The 17,292-nt window shown below is 59.2% G+C and carries 15 protein-coding genes and 1 pseudogene; 7 read left to right on the top strand and 9 right to left on the bottom strand.

Annotation, left to right across the window (positions count from 1 at the left end; all coding sequences use genetic code 11):
- Nucleotides 1-3: 3 nt before the first annotated feature.
- Nucleotides 4-1,446 carry a cytochrome ubiquinol oxidase subunit I gene (locus tag AC1ME2_RS17320; protein ID WP_480435516.1) on the bottom strand — a complete coding sequence of 481 codons (1,443 nt, stop codon included), beginning with the start codon at nucleotides 1,444-1,446 and terminating at the stop codon, nucleotides 4-6.
- A 336-nt stretch (nucleotides 1,447-1,782) separates the two neighbouring features.
- Here AC1ME2_RS17320 and AC1ME2_RS17315 point away from each other — a divergent pair, with 336 nt between their 5' ends.
- Nucleotides 1,783-3,030 carry an MFS transporter gene (locus AC1ME2_RS17315; RefSeq protein WP_480435514.1) on the top strand — a complete coding sequence of 416 codons (1,248 nt, stop codon included), beginning with the start codon at nucleotides 1,783-1,785 and terminating at the stop codon, nucleotides 3,028-3,030.
- 253 nt (nucleotides 3,031-3,283) lie between these two features.
- Here the strand turns inward: AC1ME2_RS17315 and AC1ME2_RS17310 are convergent, their stop codons facing one another.
- From AC1ME2_RS17310 to AC1ME2_RS17300, 3 genes are all read right to left on the bottom strand, one after another.
- Nucleotides 3,284-4,213, bottom strand: coding sequence for an alpha/beta hydrolase (locus AC1ME2_RS17310; protein ID WP_480442182.1), 930 nt, complete (start codon nucleotides 4,211-4,213; stop codon nucleotides 3,284-3,286).
- 68 nt (nucleotides 4,214-4,281) lie between these two features.
- Entirely contained in the window at nucleotides 4,282-5,223 is a 942-nt protein-coding gene (choX, locus tag AC1ME2_RS17305; protein WP_480435512.1) for a choline ABC transporter substrate-binding protein, read from the bottom strand.
- 188 nt (nucleotides 5,224-5,411) lie between these two features.
- Nucleotides 5,412-5,963 (bottom strand): DJ-1 family glyoxalase III, encoded by a 552-nt coding sequence (locus AC1ME2_RS17300; RefSeq protein WP_480435511.1) that lies wholly within the window; start codon nucleotides 5,961-5,963, stop codon nucleotides 5,412-5,414.
- A gap of 256 nt (nucleotides 5,964-6,219) precedes the next feature.
- Between AC1ME2_RS17300 and AC1ME2_RS17295 the strand changes: the two genes are divergently transcribed.
- The 4 genes and pseudogenes from AC1ME2_RS17295 (at nucleotide 6,220) to AC1ME2_RS17280 (ending at nucleotide 9,989) form a co-directional block, all read left to right on the top strand.
- Nucleotides 6,220-7,515: an NCS2 family permease gene (locus AC1ME2_RS17295; RefSeq protein ID WP_480435509.1), complete on the top strand. Its 1,296-nt coding sequence runs from the start codon at nucleotides 6,220-6,222 to the stop codon at nucleotides 7,513-7,515.
- Nucleotides 7,512-8,597 carry a tRNA (uridine(54)-C5)-methyltransferase TrmA gene (gene trmA, locus AC1ME2_RS17290; RefSeq protein ID WP_480435507.1) on the top strand — a complete coding sequence of 362 codons (1,086 nt, stop codon included), beginning with the start codon at nucleotides 7,512-7,514 and terminating at the stop codon, nucleotides 8,595-8,597. The genes AC1ME2_RS17295 and trmA overlap by 4 nt, the downstream gene beginning before the upstream one ends.
- A gap of 137 nt (nucleotides 8,598-8,734) precedes the next feature.
- Nucleotides 8,735-8,998: pseudogene (locus AC1ME2_RS17285) on the top strand (neutral zinc metallopeptidase); the annotation flags it as partial.
- 7 nt (nucleotides 8,999-9,005) lie between these two features.
- Nucleotides 9,006-9,989: an alpha/beta hydrolase gene (locus AC1ME2_RS17280; RefSeq protein ID WP_480435505.1), complete on the top strand. Its 984-nt coding sequence runs from the start codon at nucleotides 9,006-9,008 to the stop codon at nucleotides 9,987-9,989.
- Between the two features lie 106 nt (nucleotides 9,990-10,095).
- On the opposite strand, the gene AC1ME2_RS17275 is transcribed toward AC1ME2_RS17280, so the two are convergent.
- The 3 genes from AC1ME2_RS17275 to AC1ME2_RS17265 form a co-directional block, all read right to left on the bottom strand.
- The gene (locus AC1ME2_RS17275) at nucleotides 10,096-10,689 is read right to left on the bottom strand and encodes an HAD family hydrolase (protein WP_480435503.1); all 594 of its coding nucleotides are present in this window, start codon (nucleotides 10,687-10,689) and stop codon (nucleotides 10,096-10,098) included.
- On the bottom strand, nucleotides 10,686-11,555 hold the full coding sequence (gene tesB / locus AC1ME2_RS17270; RefSeq protein WP_480435501.1) for an acyl-CoA thioesterase II: 870 nt from the start codon (nucleotides 11,553-11,555) through the stop codon (nucleotides 10,686-10,688). Before tesB ends, AC1ME2_RS17275 begins: the two co-directional genes overlap by 4 nt.
- A 149-nt stretch (nucleotides 11,556-11,704) precedes the next feature.
- Nucleotides 11,705-12,274 (bottom strand): GNAT family N-acetyltransferase, encoded by a 570-nt coding sequence (locus AC1ME2_RS17265; protein WP_480435500.1) that lies wholly within the window; start codon nucleotides 12,272-12,274, stop codon nucleotides 11,705-11,707.
- A gap of 127 nt (nucleotides 12,275-12,401) precedes the next feature.
- Here AC1ME2_RS17265 and AC1ME2_RS17260 point away from each other — a divergent pair, with 127 nt between their 5' ends.
- Together AC1ME2_RS17260 and AC1ME2_RS17255 are read left to right on the top strand one after the other, a co-directional pair.
- Nucleotides 12,402-13,322, top strand: a complete 921-nt coding sequence (locus AC1ME2_RS17260) for a histone deacetylase family protein (RefSeq protein ID WP_480435498.1) — start codon at nucleotides 12,402-12,404, stop codon at nucleotides 13,320-13,322.
- A 193-nt stretch (nucleotides 13,323-13,515) separates the two neighbouring features.
- Complete coding sequence (locus tag AC1ME2_RS17255; RefSeq protein WP_480435496.1) at nucleotides 13,516-14,784, top strand: TIGR03862 family flavoprotein; 1,269 nt, start codon at nucleotides 13,516-13,518, stop codon at nucleotides 14,782-14,784.
- A 75-nt stretch (nucleotides 14,785-14,859) separates the two neighbouring features.
- On the opposite strand, the gene rhlE1 is transcribed toward AC1ME2_RS17255, so the two are convergent.
- The gene (gene rhlE1 / locus AC1ME2_RS17250; protein WP_480435494.1) at nucleotides 14,860-16,194 is read right to left on the bottom strand and encodes an RNA helicase RhlE1; all 1,335 of its coding nucleotides are present in this window, start codon (nucleotides 16,192-16,194) and stop codon (nucleotides 14,860-14,862) included.
- Nucleotides 16,195-16,233: 39 nt separating this feature from the next.
- Nucleotides 16,234-17,163, bottom strand: coding sequence for a drug/metabolite exporter YedA (gene yedA, locus AC1ME2_RS17245; protein ID WP_480435491.1), 930 nt, complete (start codon nucleotides 17,161-17,163; stop codon nucleotides 16,234-16,236).
- Nucleotides 17,164-17,292 lie beyond the last annotated feature (129 nt).

Here is a 17,292-nt window from a genome sequence, read left to right as displayed (position 1 = left end):
GACTCAGTTCCCCTTGCTCAGGCTGCCGTGAGTGTCGCCCTCTTCGGAGCCGTCTTCGGCAGCGGAGAGAGGACGTGCAGGCGTGCGTTTCTGGCCCGGACCACCCGGACTGTGTTCCTTGCCTTCATTACTGACCGGGCCTTTGCGCACCAGACGCATCATGTAGCCCAGACCGACACCGAACAGGGTGAAGTAGACCACCACGAACAGCCCCAGGGTCAGGCTCATCTGCCCAAAACTGTGCCCGGACGACGCATCGGCGGTGCGCATCAGGCCGTAGACTACCCACGGTTGACGGCCGATTTCAGTGGTGAACCAGCCCGCCAACATGGCAATCAGACCCGATGGCCCCATCCACAAGGCCAGGTGCAGGAACGCCCGCGAGTGATAAAGCTTGCCGCGCATGCGCAGCCACAGGCTCCACAAACCGGTAAAAATCATCAGGAAACCCAGCCCAACCATGACCCGGAACGACCAGAACACGATGGTCGAGTTGGGCCGGTCTTCAGGTTTGAAGTCCTTCAACGCCGGCACTTGCTCGGTCAGCGTGTGGGTCAGGATCAAGCTGCCCAGGTAAGGGATTTCCACGGCGAAGCGCGTTTTTTCAGCCTTCATGTCCGGCAAGCCAAACAGGATCAACGGGGTCGGCTCATTGCCGACGTTTTCCCAGTGGCCTTCAATGGCGGCGATTTTAGCCGGTTGATACTTGAGCGTATTAAGGCCGTGGAAGTCGCCGATCACTGCCTGAACAGGCGCCACCAGCAAGGCCATCCACATAGCCATTGAGAGCATTGTGCGAATTTGCGGTGTGTCGCGCCCGCGCAATAAATGCCAAGCCGCCGAGGAGCCCACGAAGAACGCCGTCGCCACGAACGCCGCCGTGGCCATGTGCGCCAGACGATAGGGGAACGACGGGTTGAAAATCACCGCGAACCAGTCCACCGGAATCACTTGGCCATTGACGATTTCATAGCCCTGCGGGGTCTGCATCCAGCTGTTGGAGGCAAGAATCCAGAACGTCGAAATCAGCGTGCCGATGGCAACCATGACCGTGGCGAAAAAGTGCAGGTTGCGACCCACCTTGTTCCAGCCGAACAACATCACCCCGAGGAAGCCCGCTTCCAGGAAGAATGCGGTAAGCACCTCATAGGTCAGTAGCGGCCCAGTGACCGACCCGGCAAAGTCGGAAAATCGGCTCCAGTTGGTGCCGAACTGGTAAGCCATGACCAACCCGGAGACCACGCCCATGCCAAAGTTGACGGCAAAGACCTTGGACCAGAAGTGGTACAAATCACGGTACACATCGTTCTGTGTTTTCAGCCACAACCCCTCAAGCACCGCCAGGTAACTTGCCAGACCGATGGTGATGGCAGGGAACAGGATGTGAAACGAGATGGTAAACGCGAACTGAATTCGGGCGAGATCGAGTGCCTCTAAACCGAACATAGGACTTCCTCTAATCAGGTGATACCGGCTACTGACTCGAGGTCAGTACCCACTGCCCCCACGGATATGGAGTGCTGGGGGTTGGAATTGTTCTGTTTTGTTTCGCAACGTAAGGATTTGCGTAGCCGACCAGCATGCAAAGCCAACAAATGCTTTGACGCAGATCAACCATCGACCAAAGAGTAGCCTCCTTTTGAATTGATAACTGTGTGGTCGATTGTCGCGTGACGAGTTGCCCCACCTTCGCAAGGCTAGACGGCTGTACGTCCGCAGGGGCAAACAAATGTTACAAAGCACGTGATAACCTCTCGCATCCCCGTCGAGGCCGCTTTTCCAATGTCTGATCAAGCACCTACGTTGCTGCGCCAGCATCGACCCTTTCTGGCTTTCTGGTTTGCGCGAATTTTCACTGCCAGCGGCTTCCAGATGTTGACCGTGGCCATTGGCTGGAACCTCTATCAACTGACCGGCAACGTTCTGGATTTGGGCCTGGTAGGCTTGGTCCAGTTCATACCCCGAGTGCTTTTCATGCTGCATACCGGGCACGTGGCTGACCGTTATGACCGACGCAAGGTCGCCGCGATCTGCCAGGCCGCGCAGGCCTTGATCGCCCTGGCGCTGGTGATCGGCAGCAGTACCGGCAGCGTCACCCCGGAAATGATCTTCATCCTTTCGTTTTTGCTGGGCGCCGCCCGCTCTTTCGAAATGCCGACCACCCAGGCGCTGCTGCCTTCCATCGTCCCCACTGGGCTGTTCCCGCGGGCGGTGGCGGCCGCACAGTCAGCTCAGCAGTCGGCAACCATTGTCGCGCCAGCGCTGGGCGGCTTTCTTTATGCCCTTGGCAGCACGTGGGTCTATGGCCCGACGGTGCTGCTGTACGTTATCGCCTGCACGTTGATGCTCAATCTGCCTGCTCGCCAGACGCCATTGAACAAGGCCAAGGCCACCCTCGACTCATTGCTGGCCGGAATTCGCTACATTCGCAGCCGTCCGGACATCCTCGGCGCGATTTCGCTGGACCTGTTCGCCGTGTTGCTCGGCGGCGCCACGGCGCTGTTGCCTGTATTTGCCAAAGATATTTTGCTGACCGGCCCTTGGGGGCTCGGCTTGCTGCGCTCGGCGCCAGCAGTGGGTGCCTTGCTGATGTCATTGTGGCTGGCGCGCTTCTCGGTCGAGCGCAACGTAGGCCGGGTGATGTTCACCGCAGTGGGCATCTTCGGCGTCGCGACCATTGCCTTCGGCCTGTCGACCTCGCTCTGGTTTTCCCTGGCGGTGTTGGTCGTTCTCGGCGCGGCGGACATGATCAGCATGGTGATACGCGCCTCGTTCGTGCAGCTGGAAACGCCGGACGAAATGCGCGGCCGGGTGAGTGCGGTGAATGGCTTGTTCATCGGCGCATCCAACCAGCTCGGCGAGTTCGAGTCGGGTCTTACCGCGCATTGGATGGGAACCGTCCCCTCCGTGGTAGTGGGCGGCATTGGCACACTCGTCGTGACCGGGGTCTGGATCAAACTCTTCCCAAGCCTGGCCAGGCGCGACCAAATGCGGGACCTGGTGGCAGAGCAAGAGAAGCAGCCCGCCTGATAGATCGTGTCGCCTGGTCCGACGTCTTCGCGAATGAATTCGCTCCCACTGAAGATTCCGTATCCCGTGCAGGCTGTGTGAAAACCTCGGAGACCGAGTGGCTGGCTAAAAAACGTACTAAAAATCGCGCTTCTACGTGAATTCTAGGTCTGTATACCTGACGAGCTTTTTCAGAATTCACGTGAGAGCGCGCAGTTCATTTTCTGGCGAGGGTTTTCACACAGCCTGCGTGGGAGCGAATTCATTCGCGAAGCTAATCCAACAAACCTCTCAACGCGCCAACCAACGCTTCATACAGCGCATCCACTTCTGCCGCCTTTCCACGGGCTCGCAGGCAGCCGTGGACCAGTCCCAAGCCGGGGTAGAAATAGCTCGGCACACCCGCCTCCATCAGCCTTTGGTGATAACAGGCTCCGTCGTCACGCAGCGGGTCGAACTGCGCCACCGCAATAAACGCCGGGGCCAGCGCGCTGAAATCGGTTGCCATCAGCGGCATCGCGTAAGGCAGTTTTTCCTGTTCACGTCGGCTCAGGTACAGCGCCCGGTAGCACTCCAGATCATTGCTGCTCAGCAGCGGTGCATCGGCACATTCGCTGCGGGACGGTAAGTTCGACGCCCCGCCCAGCCCTGGATAGATCAATGCCTGACCCACTGGCTGCGCTTCGCCTGCGTCACGTAACGCCAAGCACACTGCCGCCGCCAGATTGCCCCCAGCACTGTCCCCCGCCACCGCCACCCGATGCGGATCGATACCCAAACGACCCGTGTGCAACTGAACCGCACGCCAGACGGCCAGGCAATCATCGAAGGCCGCCGGGAACGGACACTCAGGTGCCAGTCGGTAATCCACCGCAAGCACCATCGCGTTCAAATCGGCAGCCAGGACAGCGGTCACGAAATCATGGGAGTCCAGATCGCCCACCACCCAACCGCCACCGTGCACATACATCACGCATGGCCAGCCGCATTCCGGCGCGGGGCCAGTAGGTCGATAGCAACGTATTGGCACATCAACCAGCGCAAAGTCGCTCACTTCAAGCCCAGCCGGGCGTTCGGGTGTGAATGCTTGGCACATGCGCGAATACGCTTCACGCATACCGTTGATATCCGGTTCGGTGGCGGTGAAGCCCAGGGTCATCGCCACAAATTCAGCCAGCTCGGGTGACAAGGGGTAAGGCGTGATCATGAAGGCTCCAGCCCGCCCCACGACGGTGGAGGGGCTGGGCAGATGCGGGTTGCGGACACGGATGACTATTTGTTGAGGCTTAGCTGCAACGTCTTCGCCGCATCTTTGCCGTCGAAGGTGGTGACACCGGCCAGCCAGCGTTGCAGGTCTTCAGGGTGGTCATGCAGCCATTGTCTGGCGACATCGTTTGGCGCTTTGTGGTCCATGATCGGCACCATCATCTGGCTTTCCTGCGCCGCGTTGAACGTCAGGTTGCTCAATAGGCGGCTGACATTAGGGCAACGCTGGGCGTAATCAGGTGCAGTCACCACCGACACGGTGGCGGCACCTTCTCGCGGACCAAACACATCTTCACTGCCGGTCAGGTAAGCGATTTTCATGTTGATGTTCATCGGATGCGGGGTCCAGCCAACGAAGACCACCCACTCGTTGCGCTTGATTGCACGCTGCACGGCGGCGAGCATGCCAGCCTCACCCGATTCGACCAACTGGAAACCGCCCAGGCCGAACTGGTTGCTGTCGATCATGCCTTTTATATTGGCGTTGGCGCCGGTGCCCGGCTCGATGCCGTAGATCTTGCCGCCGAGTTTGTCTTTGAATTTGGCGATGTCGGCGAAGGTCTTTAGCCCGCCCGCCGCGACGTAATCGGGCACGGCGAGGCTCGCTTGTGCATCGTTCATGCTCGGCTGCTCGAACACTTTGACCTGATTGGCTGCCACGAAAGGCGCGATGTTTTTATCCATCGCCGGTTTCCAGTACCCAAGGAAGATATCCAGTCGCCCATCACGCAAGCCGCCGAAGACGATTTGCTGCGCCGCGCTGGTTTGTTTGACCTGATACCCCATGTTTTGCAGAAGCACGTCAGCCACCGCGCTGGTCGCAATCACATCCGTCCAGTTGACCACACCCATGCGTACGTTCTGACACGCAGCGGGCTCGGCCGCCAGCAACGCGGTACTGCTCAGCATCAACACACCACAACTGATACGACGGATAAATCTCTTCATGCGTGCTCCCTCGGGTTGGCTTATTTTTTATAGGGGAAAGCGGCAATCGAACGCTGCCGTGATGCATCAAATTACGCAGCCGCCTCACGCATAAAGCGCACCTGTGCGACCTGCGCTTGCACGCTAGCGACATTCTGAGTGTCTGTCCGAGGAACCCGCCGTGCCTGCGAGCGGGTATGTAGCGCTGGCTAGATAAGCAGCAACTTACCCACCGCTGCCCGCTTACCTTTCCCGCAAAGCTGCTCCACCAACGTCAGGGCGAACTCCAGCGCGGCACCAGAACCTTGCGCGGTGATGCAGTTGCCATCGACGACTACCGGTTTATCGACATAGGAACAGCCCGACAATCGATCGCTGAATCCAGGATGGCAGGTCATGCGCCGTTGCTTTAGCACTCCATACACCTGCAGCGCCACGGCGGGCGCTTCGCCTATGGCGGCGTAAAATTGCCCCGCCTTCGCCTGCTCGTTCACCCGCTGAGCCAACGGTTGATGATCGGCCAGATGCTGTGCGCCTGGCATGCCGCCAGGCAGCACGATCAGGTCAAAGGGCTGGGCCAGAACATCGACCAACATGGCATCGGCAGTCAACCGCGTACCGCGCACGCCCGTGAGCATCCGGCGTGACTCGACGCTGGCGACCACCACTTCAATCTCGGCGCGGCGCAGCACGTCAATCAGGGTTACGCTTTGCAAATCGTCGATGCCGTCGGCGACGGTGATCAGGGCTCTTAGCGTCATAACCAAATCCTTTGCAGTGATGCGTTCAGTCTAGTCAGCTTTTATTTCCCGGCAGCGGTCTAGCGTCGATAACGTGCCTGAGCGAAATCCTGCCTGTTTTCCACAGAGCATCTGCCAGCAGCCATCCACACACGCTGCTGTTATCATGCGCGGCTTTTTCCGACCTTCAGAAAATGTACAGGCCAGTGGCACAGTCTGTGCTTTGCTGCTTTAGTCGATTCATTCAAGGCGCAGGACGCGTCACGGGGAGCTAGGCATGCTGGAAAGGCTGTTTCAACTCAAGGCACACAACACCAATGTGCGTACCGAGATTCTTGCGGGCGTCACCACCTTCCTGGCCATGGCCTACATCTTGTTCGTCAACCCGAGCATTCTCGGCGAAACAGGCATGGACAAGGGTGCGGTGTTCGTCGCTACCTGTCTGGCAGCCGCCATCGGTTCGACCGTCATGGGCCTGATTGCCAACTACCCGATCGCACTGGCGCCGGGCATGGGCCTCAACGCGTTCTTCACCTACACCGTCGTCCTGCACATGGGTTACACCTGGCAAGTGGCGCTGGGTGCGGTGTTTATCTCGGCTGTGATGTTTTTCATTCTGTCGATCTTCAAGATTCGCGAATGGATCATCAACAGCATCGCCCTTCCGCTACGCTCGGCGATTGCTGCTGGTATCGGTCTGTTCCTGGCGCTGATCGCCCTGAAAAATGCCGGCATCGTAGTCGCTAACCCGGACACCTTGGTGGGCATGGGCGACCTGACAAAACCGGGTCCGATTCTGGCGATCCTTGGCTTCTTTCTGATCGTCGCACTTGAAGCCTTGCGCGTGAAAGGTGCGGTGCTGATCGGCATTCTGGCGGTGACCATCGTCTCCATCGTGCTCGGTTTCTCCCCGTTCGGTGGCGTGATGTCCGCACCACCTTCGCTGATGCCAACCCTGCTGCAGCTGGACATCAAGGGCGCGTTGAACATCGGCCTGTTCAGCGTGATCTTCTCCTTCCTGTTCGTTGACCTGTTCGACAACTCAGGCACCCTGATCGGTGTGGCAAAACGCGCCGGCCTGATGGGCAAGGACGGTTACATGCCGAAGATGGGCCGCGCCCTGATCGCCGACAGCACCGCAGCCATGGCCGGTTCGCTGCTGGGCACTTCGACCACTACCAGTTACATCGAATCAGCAGCGGGCGTCAGCGCCGGCGGCCGCACCGGTTTGACCGCTGTGGTGGTGGCGTTCCTGTTCCTGCTGGCGTTGTTCTTCGCACCGCTGGCAGGCAGCGTTCCGGCGTTCGCCACCGCACCTGCGTTGCTGTTTGTTGCGGTATTGATGATGTCGGGGCTGGCTGAAATAGAATGGGACGACATTACTGTCGCCGCGCCAGTGGTGATCACCGCCCTGGCGATGCCCTTCACGTTTTCCATCGCCAACGGCATTGCCTTTGGCTTCATTTCCTGGACAGCCATCAAGACCTTGTCCGGGCGCTGGAGCGACCTGAACCCCGCGCTGGTGATTCTGTCCATCCTGTTCGTGATCAAGTTGGGTTGGTTTAACGCATGAGTGTTCCTTTCGACCCTGCGAGCTATAGCCATCAGCTCGCAGAAAAAACCACGCGCTTGCGTGAATTGCTGGCGCCGTTCGATGCACCCGAGCCGCAGGTGTTTGACTCGCCCCCAGCGCACTACCGCCTGCGCGCCGAGTTCCGCTTGTGGCGCGAGAATCAGCAGCGCTTCTATGCGATGTTTGTCCCCGGCAATAACCACACGCCGATCCTGGTCGACGACTTTCCCATCGCCAGCCAGCGCATCAATGACTTGATGCCGTTGCTGCGCGCACGTTGGGAAGCCAGCGCGACGTTGAACTTCAAGCTGTTCCAGGTCGATTTCCTGACCACCCTGGCAGACGATGCAATCATCACTCTCTGTTATCACCGGCCACTGGATGACGTTTGGCAGGCGGCAGCGGAACAACTCGCGGCCGACCTTAATGTCTGCGTGATCGGCCGATCAAAGGGCCAGCGCATCGTCCTCGGTCGGGACTACGCGATAGAAGAACTGCAAGTGGCCGGGCGCACCTTCAGCTATCGGCAACCGGAAGGCTCCTTCACCCAGCCCAACGGCGCAGTGAATCAAAAAATGCTCAACTGGGCATTTGACGCCCTCGGCCAGCGCGACGATGACTTGCTGGAACTGTATTGCGGCAACGGCAACTTCACCCTGCCTTTGGCGACTCGCGTGCGTAAAGTGCTGGCGACGGAGATCAGTAAGACCTCGGTCAACGCGGCTCTGAGCAACCTTGCCGAAAACGGCGTGGACAACGTAACCCTGGTTCGCCTGTCTGCCGAAGAGCTGACCGAAGCTTTGAATGAGGTCCGCCCGTTCCGCCGCTTGTGGGGCGTCGACCTGAAGAGCTACGAATTCGGGAGCATCTTCGTCGATCCACCGCGCGCCGGCATGGACCCGGACACCTGCGAACTCAGCCGGCGTTTCGAGCGCATCCTGTATATCTCCTGCAACCCGGAGACCCTCGCGGCTAACATCGCGCAACTGCACGACACCCACCGCATCGAACGCTGTGCATTGTTCGACCAGTTTCCCTACACACACCATATGGAATCAGGGGTGATGTTGGTTCGGCGCTAAGCGCCGACTGGGGCGCCATAGCGGTAAATCGTGCAAGCGCCCCTGTCTTCAGAACTATTTGCACCAACGCCTCTCTATATCCGCAATAAGTCTCGGTTATGTGTAACCCTTGCCCCAGGTTTCAAACGAGGCGAACGCAGGCGCTGCAGGTTGATGGTCTGCCAGGGATTTGGGCCTGTAACGCACAAAAGCGTTTGAATTGGTGGGAGCCGGGTGATATTGAAGAAGCGCTGAACGCAGCCAACACACTTGGCAATGATCACTTGCAACAACAGGGTCAGTACCGTGTGGTGCCCGACTCGTTTACTAATGGCACCTCGGCACACCCTGTGCACTGGCTCAAGACCGGTTTCGCTCAGGGCCAACTCAATCAGTGCGACACTTTCGCCGTAAAGAGCCTCTTATCACATGATAAAACCGCTGTTGGTCTTGTTGTTGAGCACCCTTCTAAGCCTTACGGCCAATGCGGCGGATTATGCGGTGAAAGCCCTCAGCCCCCAGCGGCTGGCCATCAACGGCGGTCAAGCAACCATCGGTCTGAGCAAAGACTGGAAGTCGCCCCAGCCAAATACCATACGCGCCGTGATCGTCATTCACGGCCGTTTGCGCAACGCGCAAACCTACCTGCGCAGCGCCGAACGAGCAGCCTATCGGTCCGGGTATCGCAGCACTACGTTGCTGATCGCTCCGCAGTTCCTGAATCAGAAAGACATCGCAAAACACCAACTGCCGGATTCGATACTGCGCTGGCATAAAGACGACTGGATGGAGGGTGACGCGGCTGTAGGGCCAGTGCCGGTGAGCTCCTTTATGGTCATCGATGAGATTCTGGCGAAGCTGAGTGATCGCAAACTGTTCCCCGCGTTGCGCGAAGTGATCGTCGCCGGGCATTCGGGTGGTGGACAGGTGGTTCAGCGGTACGTATTGATTGGCAAGGGCAGTATGGCGCTGGAGAAAGCCGGAGTCATCCTGCGTTACGTGGTCGCCAACCCGTCTTCATACGCGTATTTCGATGCACAGCGGCCTGGCCCCGTGGACAAGGCGTCTTGCCCAGGTTTCGATACCTGGAAATACGGAATGAACAAGTTGCCGACTTACGCTGGCAAGCAAACCGTCGAGCAGATCGAACAGAAGTATGTGACGCGTGACGTCACCTACCTGCTGGGCCAACTCGATACTGACATCGATCACCCTGCACTGGACAAAACCTGTGCCGCCGAAGCTCAGGGCGCCTATCGCCTGATTCGTGGTCACAACTTCTTCGACTATCTGCAGCAGCGCCACCCTGAAGGGCTGAACCAGCGGTTGATTGAAGTGCCTGGCGTAGGCCATGACGGCGACGCTATCTTCACCTCGCCTGAAGGGCAGGCGGCGTTGTTCAAAGCGTTTTGAGCCTGACTCAACAGGCTTCGTTTCGGGTTCGACTGCGGCTTATCGCGGCGGGACGCGTAGTTACAAGAGCGCCTACAGAAGAGCGCGACGCCCTGTAGATGTTGGCTTAAACCGCCAACATCTCGCGCAATGCAAAACAATCGCTGGCGTACCAATCGGTCAATTCCGGCCACGGGTTTTCGGGCAAATTGACCAGGACGGTATGGGTGCCTGCCGCACGACCACAATCGAGGTCGAAGCGATAGTCGCCGACCATCACCATCTGTGACGGATCGACATTCCACGCCTGAGCCAATTTCAGCAGCCCACCCGGATCAGGTTTTGGCGGGGCTTCGTCGCGCCCCAGAACGTCATCGACGGCAAAACAATCTGCCAGGCCAATGGCTTCGAGCGTCACGTGCGCCAACTCCCGGGCGTTGCGGGTGAGGATGCCCAAGCGGTAGCCGCGCGCGGCCAACTCACGCACCAGCTCGACCGCACCGGCCGCAGGTTGCGAAGCCAAGGCCAGTTCACGCTCGTGCTCCAACAGCCAGGCATGTTTGGCCGCCGAGATCTCAGGTGGCAGCGCGGCCAGGTGACTGAGGATGTCATCCTGTTGCGGAATCTCCAGCGCACGTTTGATCGCCGGAAAATCATGCACGGGCAAGGTCAGGGTGCCATCCATGTCGAACACCCAATGCCGAACGTGCGCCAGGCTCACGCCCAGTCCTCGCGATGACGGATCAAGCCTTCCTGGCTGACGGAAGCCACTAACGTGCCTGCGCGGGTGTACACACTGCCGCGTGAGAAACCACGGGAATTACCGGCCCACGGGCTATCCATCACGTACAACAGCCAGTCATCTGCACGCAGATCAGCGTGAAACCAAAGGGAGTGATCCAGGCTGGCCACCTGCATATCTTTCTGCCAGACCGACTTGCCGTGGGGTTGCAACGACGTTGTCAGCAAATTGAAATCCGAGGCGTACGCCAACAGGTACTTATGCAGTGCTGGCACGTCTGGCAGAGCGCCGTCAGCGCGAAACCAGACGTATTTGATGGCATCTGTCGGCTGAGGGTTGTAAGGATCAATGTCGGTTACCGGGCGAAACTCGATCGGCTTGGGGCACAGCAGTTTTTCACGCATGTGGTCCGAGAGTAGGTGCGCGCGCTGGCGGGTCAACTCCAGTTCCGAGGGCAGGTTTTCTGGCCCTACGACGTCCGGCATTGTGGACTGGTGCTCATAACCTTTTTCGTCGTACTGAAACGATGCGCTGCACGTGAATATCGGCTGCCCCTTCTGGATCGCAGTGACCCGACGGGTGCTGAAGCTGCCGCCATCGCGCACCCGATCAACCTGATACACCACCGGCAAAGTAACGTCGCCGGGACGCAGGAAATAGCCGTGCATCGAATGCACATGGCGCTCGTCTTCGACCGTCTGGCTGGCTGCCGACAGCGATTGGCCAAGTACCTGCCCGCCGAACAATTGGCGAAACCCAAGGTCCTGACTACGGCCGCGAAAGAGGTTTTCTTCAATAGGCTCCAGGGTCAGTAGCTCAACCAGATCATCCAGTACTTGGCTCATTCAGGAATTCCTCACACAAAACAATGCTGCGCCTTCGCGGCTGCGGCGGGCGACGTATTCAGGCAGAGACTGAGGGTAACCCTAAGGTTTTGTCCCAGTCTGCGCGGCCAAGGGCCAAATGATACAGAAATTGTCAGCGCCAGCCTTGCTCATCCATACAAGGTTCTCAGCCATTGTTGCCGATTGATTCGGTACAACACATGGGACTTTAACGGATCACCGTCGGCCAGTTTCGGATGTTCGAAATCATCAGCCAGGTCATGTTGCATGCCGATGGCTTGCATGACCTTCTGCGACGGCAGGTTGATTTTCGCGGTAAAGGACACGATATCGTCCAGCGCCACCAGCTCGAAACCGCAACCCAGGGCGGTCCACGCGGCTTCGCTGGCAAAGCCCAACCCCCAATGCTCACGGGCCAGGCGCCAGCAAATCTCCACGGCGGGCGTGAAGTGAGCGTCGAAAGTCACCACGTCCAACCCGGTAAAACCGATAAACGCACCCGTGTCTTTGCGCTCCAATGCCCAGATACCAAAACCAAACTCAGCGAAATGCCCACGCGTCCGTCCGATAAAGGCGGCGCTTTCCAGACGGCTCATGAGTGCCGGAAAATAACGCATTACTTGCGGGTCGGCACATATCGCCGCGAACGCCGGCAAATCGTCATCACGCCACTGCCGCATCAGCAGTCGCGCGCTGTTGAGTTCGAGTATCCGCTCCATCGGTTCGCTCCTATAACCGGTCAGTGGATGGTTTGTCTAAGTAGTATGGCGCAGTCCTCAATCAAGGCACTGTGCGGGCAAGGGCATTGCTGGCAAGATTAACCTTCGACCCCTGACCGGACGCAAAATGTCCCTGCCGCTCATCTATCACGATGATTACAGCCCGGATTTCCCAGCTGAGCATCGCTTTCCGATGGATAAATTCCGTTTGCTGCGCGATCACCTGATCGAAAGCGGCCTGACCACCGACGCCCAGTTGTTGCGGCCACAACTCTGCCCCAACGACGTCCTGGCCCTGGCCCATGATCCGGCGTACATCCAGCGCTACATGAACGGTGACTTGTCCCGCGAAGACCAGCGTCGCCTCGGCCTGCCGTGGAGCGAGGCCCTGGCGCAACGCACGGTGCGTGCTGTGGGTGGCTCGCTACTGGCGGCAGAACAGGCACTGCAACACGGCATGGCCTGCCATCTGGCGGGCGGCACGCACCATGCGCACTATGACCATCCGGCCGGTTTCTGCATTTTTAACGATCTGGCGGTGATCAGCCACTACCTGCTGGCAAGCGGTCGGGTCGGGCGTGTATTGATCTTCGATTGCGACGTGCATCAGGGCGACGGCACCGCACGCATCCTCGCCGACACGCCAGACGCGATCACCGTTTCGCTGCATTGCGAAAAGAACTTCCCGGCGCGCAAAGCTCAAAGTGACTGGGACATTCCGCTGCCAATGGGCATGGGCGATGACGATTACCTGAAAGTGGTCGACGATCTGTTGAATTACTTGCTGCCATTCTATCAGCCGGACCTGGTGCTGTATGACGCCGGGGTCGACGTACACAAGGACGATGCCCTGGGCTATCTGCAACTCACCGACGCCGGAGTGGCGGCTCGCGATGAGGCCGTGCTCCGCCATTGCCTGCACCGGGACATTCCGGTGATGGGTGTGATTGGCGGCGGTTACAGCAAAGACCGCAAGGCGTTGGCACGACGGCACGGGATCTTGCACCACAGTGCGCAAAAGGTCTGGGTGTCTGCCGGGCTGAACTAAAACTTTACCGCTGTCGGCCCGCCTAAACTGTCCACAATGGCTGTGGAACTGCCTGTGGATAACCTGAGCGAAAGCCTTGCCAGGCCCTATTCCGCGTGGCCTGGCGGTAGCTGTATGTTTTTTGACCAATAGTTTTCCACAGGCTGATCCTGCGAGCAGTCCTGAACAGAGCACCTGTCCTCCGGTAGAATGCATGGCTTACTTCGCCGACCCGCAGTGCACCATGACCCACGTCCCTCCAGCTGTTGTACATTCAGTCGCGATCATTGGCGGCGGCCCTGCGGGATTGATGGCGGCCGAGGTCTTGAGCCAGGCCGGGGTCAAGGTCGACCTGTACGACGCCATGCCCTCGGTAGGCCGCAAGTTTCTGCTGGCAGGCGTTGGCGGGATGAACATTACCCACTCCGAGCCCTACCCGGCTTTTCTCTCTCGTTACGCTGAACGTGCGCCCTTTATCGCGCCATTGCTGCGCAGCTTTGGCGCCGATTGGTTGCGCCACTGGATTCACGAGCTGGGTATCGAGACCTTTGTCGGCAGTTCGGGTCGGGTATTCCCCACGGACATGAAAGCGGCGCCACTATTGCGCGCCTGGCTCAAGCGCCTGCGTGAATCAGGTGTCACCTTGCATACCCGCCATCGCTGGCTGGGCTGGAACACTGAGGGTGAGTTGCGCATTGCCCATGCCGAACGCGAACAAACGATCAAACCCGATGCCGTGCTCTTGGCACTGGGCGGCGCCAGTTGGGCGCGGCTCGGTTCCGACGGCGCCTGGCTGCCATGGCTGGAGCAACGGGGCGTTGCCATTGCGCCCCTGCAACCGAGCAACTGTGGGTTCGAGGTGGCAGGCTGGAGCGAACTGATGCGCAGCAAATTTGCAGGCGCTCCGCTGAAGAACATCGCCATCGGCCTGCAAGGGCAAACACCCCGCTTGGGCGAATGTGTACTGACCGAGACCGGCGTCGAAGGCAGCCTGATTTACGCGTTGTCGGCGCTCATTCGCGAGCAGATCAATCAGCAGGGCTCGGCGACCGTGGACATCGACCTTCTGCCGGGCAAGGAGAGTGGGAAAGTCCAGGCGGCGTTGGCCAAACCACGCGGTTCGCGCTCGATGTCCAAACATCTGCACAGTCAGTTAGGGATTGATGGGGTCAAGGCGGCGTTACTGCGCGAACTGGCACCAACTGAGTCGTTCGCCGACCCGGCGGTGCTGGCCAAGGCCCTGAAGGCCTTGCCGCTGACGCTGGTCAAAACGCGGCCGCTGGATGAGGCCATCAGCACCGCAGGCGGCGTACCGTTCGGAGCACTGACGGAAAACTTGATGCTCAAACACTTGCCGGGGGTGTTCTGCGCCGGAGAGATGCTCGACTGGGAAGCCCCCACCGGCGGCTACCTGCTGACAGCCTGCTTTGCCAGTGGCCGCACAGCGGGATTGGGGATGCTGGAGTGGCTACGCCGCGCCTGATAAACCGCGCCAAAACATTCGCCAATGAATTCGCTCCCACGGAGTAAGGGCCTACCGGCGGGAGCGAATTTAGTCTCAAGGCTTTTTCTTGCGCGGCCCGGTATTGAATACGGGTATTTTGCGCACCGCCTTGACCATCGGCACGTCGGCGGCGGTTTCGCCGCTGTCGACCCATTTACCCAGGTTACGTTTGCCACCGCCTGAAACTTTTGGTTTCTTCGCTTTCTTCGGCTTTTTCAGGATCTGGCCGCTGGAGTCGGTGGTCGGCACGCGATGTTCCGGCTCAAAGTCCTGCTCTTCATGACGCTCCAGCGTCTGCCGGGTCAAGGTTTCGATGGCGGACAGCAGCTCCACTTCGTCGGCGCAGACAAACGAAATCGCCTCTCCGGTCAAACCCGCACGCCCGGTACGGCCGATCCGGTGGATGTAATCTTCGGCCACTATCGGTAGGTCGAAGTTGACCACGGTCGGCAGATCATCGATGTCCAAACCGCGCGCGGCGACGTCGGTGGCGACCAGAATGTGGACCTCGCGGGCCTTGAAACGGTCAAGCGCACCCTGACGCGTTGCCTGAGGTTTGTCGCCATGAATACCATCGGCGTTGATGCCCAGACCTTGCAAGCGCTCGACCAGTTGATCGACACCAATGCGGGTCTTGGCGAATACCAGCACCTGGCTCCAGTGCTGCTTTTTCAGCAGATGGACGAACAGTTCGGTCTTGCGCTTTTTGTCCACCGGCACCACCCACTGCTTGACCGAACTCGCCGCGACGTTGCGCGGGCTGACTTCGATGGTCAGTGGGTCATCGAGCATTTGCCCGGCCAGTTCGCGGATGGCGTCGGAAAAAGTCGCGGAGAACAGCAAGGTCTGACGACGCTTGGGCAACGCCGCATAGATGTTGCGCAGCTCTTCGGAAAACCCGAGATCGAGCATGCGATCAGCCTCGTCGAGGATCAGGGTTTGCAGCTGGGAAAATTTCAGCGCCTTCTGCCGGTACAGATCGAGCAGACGCCCAGGGGTAGCCACCAGCACGTCGACGCCTTTGCGCAGCTTCATCATCTGCGGATTGATGCTGACGCCGCCGTACACCGCGTAAGTGCTCAGCGGCAGGTGTTCAGCATACTGACGAATGCTTTCATGAACCTGCTCAGCCAGTTCGCGGGTCGGTACCAACACCAGTGCGCGCACCGAGTTAGAGGCCACTTTAGGGCCTTCCATCGTCAGGCGTTGCAGCAGCGGCAAGGCGAAACCGGCGGTTTTACCGGTGCCGGTCTGGGCGGCGGCCATCAAGTCGCGACCGGCCAGCACCGGGGGAATCGCCTGTGCCTGCACAGGTGTCGGAGTCTGGTAGCCGAGGGCCTCAAGGGCACGCAACAAGGGTTCGATCAGGCCGAGAGTGGCGAATGTCATGGGGATACCGTAGGGGGAATTCAGCGCAAGGCGCGCAGTTTACCCTGTCCGCACCGATCCAGCCTGTTCCTGTTCTGGTTCCTCGCCAGGACGCTTACGCCACTGTGGCAAACCGATCAGCACCACCGCGCTGATGATGACCGCCATCGCCAGGCACTCTTCGACGCCAATGTGCTCACCCGCGAACAGAATACCCAACAGCACCGCCACGGCCGGGTTGACGTAGGCATAGCTGGTCGCAGCCGCCGGGCGCACATTTTTCAGCAGGTACATGTACGCGCTGAACGCCACAATCGAGCCGAACACCACCAAATAGGCCAAGGCGCCCCAGCCCGCCGCGCTCGGCATGGTGTCCAGGTGTTCACCGCTCAACGCACTGCCGATCAACAGCACCACGCCGGCAACGATCATTTCCGCACCGCTGGCGATGGGACCGGCCGGCAATGGCAAGCTTTTGCTCCAGACCGAACCGAACGCCCAAGAGGCTGCCGCAAAAATCACCAGCGCCGCGCCATACGGGCTGGACTGCAGATTGGAGCCCATGTTGAGCAAGCCGATACCGATCAAGCCAAGGACTATCCCGGCCCATTCGAGACGGGTGTTGCGATGCCCCCATAACAGACCAAACAGCAGCGTAAACAAAGGCACAACGGCCACAGACAGGGCCGCGACACTGGACGCCACGCCCGCATGTTCGGCCACCGTGATCCCGCCGTTGCCGCAGGCAAGCAGCAGAAAGCCGATCATCCCGGCCGCCTTCCATTGCGTCCAGGTCGGTGCCGGTGTTCCGCGAAAGCGCATGAAGGCATAGAGCGCGCAACCGGCAATCAAAAATCGCACGCCGGCCATCATCAGCGGTGGCCAGGATTCGATGCCGATGCGAATCACCAGGTAGGTCGACCCCCAAATCACATACAGGGCAAAAAAAGCCCCTATCAGGAGCAACGGAAAGCGGCGTGAGTTCGACATACCAGGCTCTTGGGTCAGTTCTTATGGGTACTTATCTTATGAAAGCCCCAGCGTAAAAATAAGCAGTAAACCCTGTTTATTCGCACGTGATACTTTTCAAAGAACGGATGTTTTGCTTATAAACAATGC

The organism is Pseudomonas sp. ASL9 (genome assembly GCF_056680335.1).
Note: the sequence above shows the minus strand (reverse complement) of the source record. Positions and strands in the feature narration are given on the sequence as shown.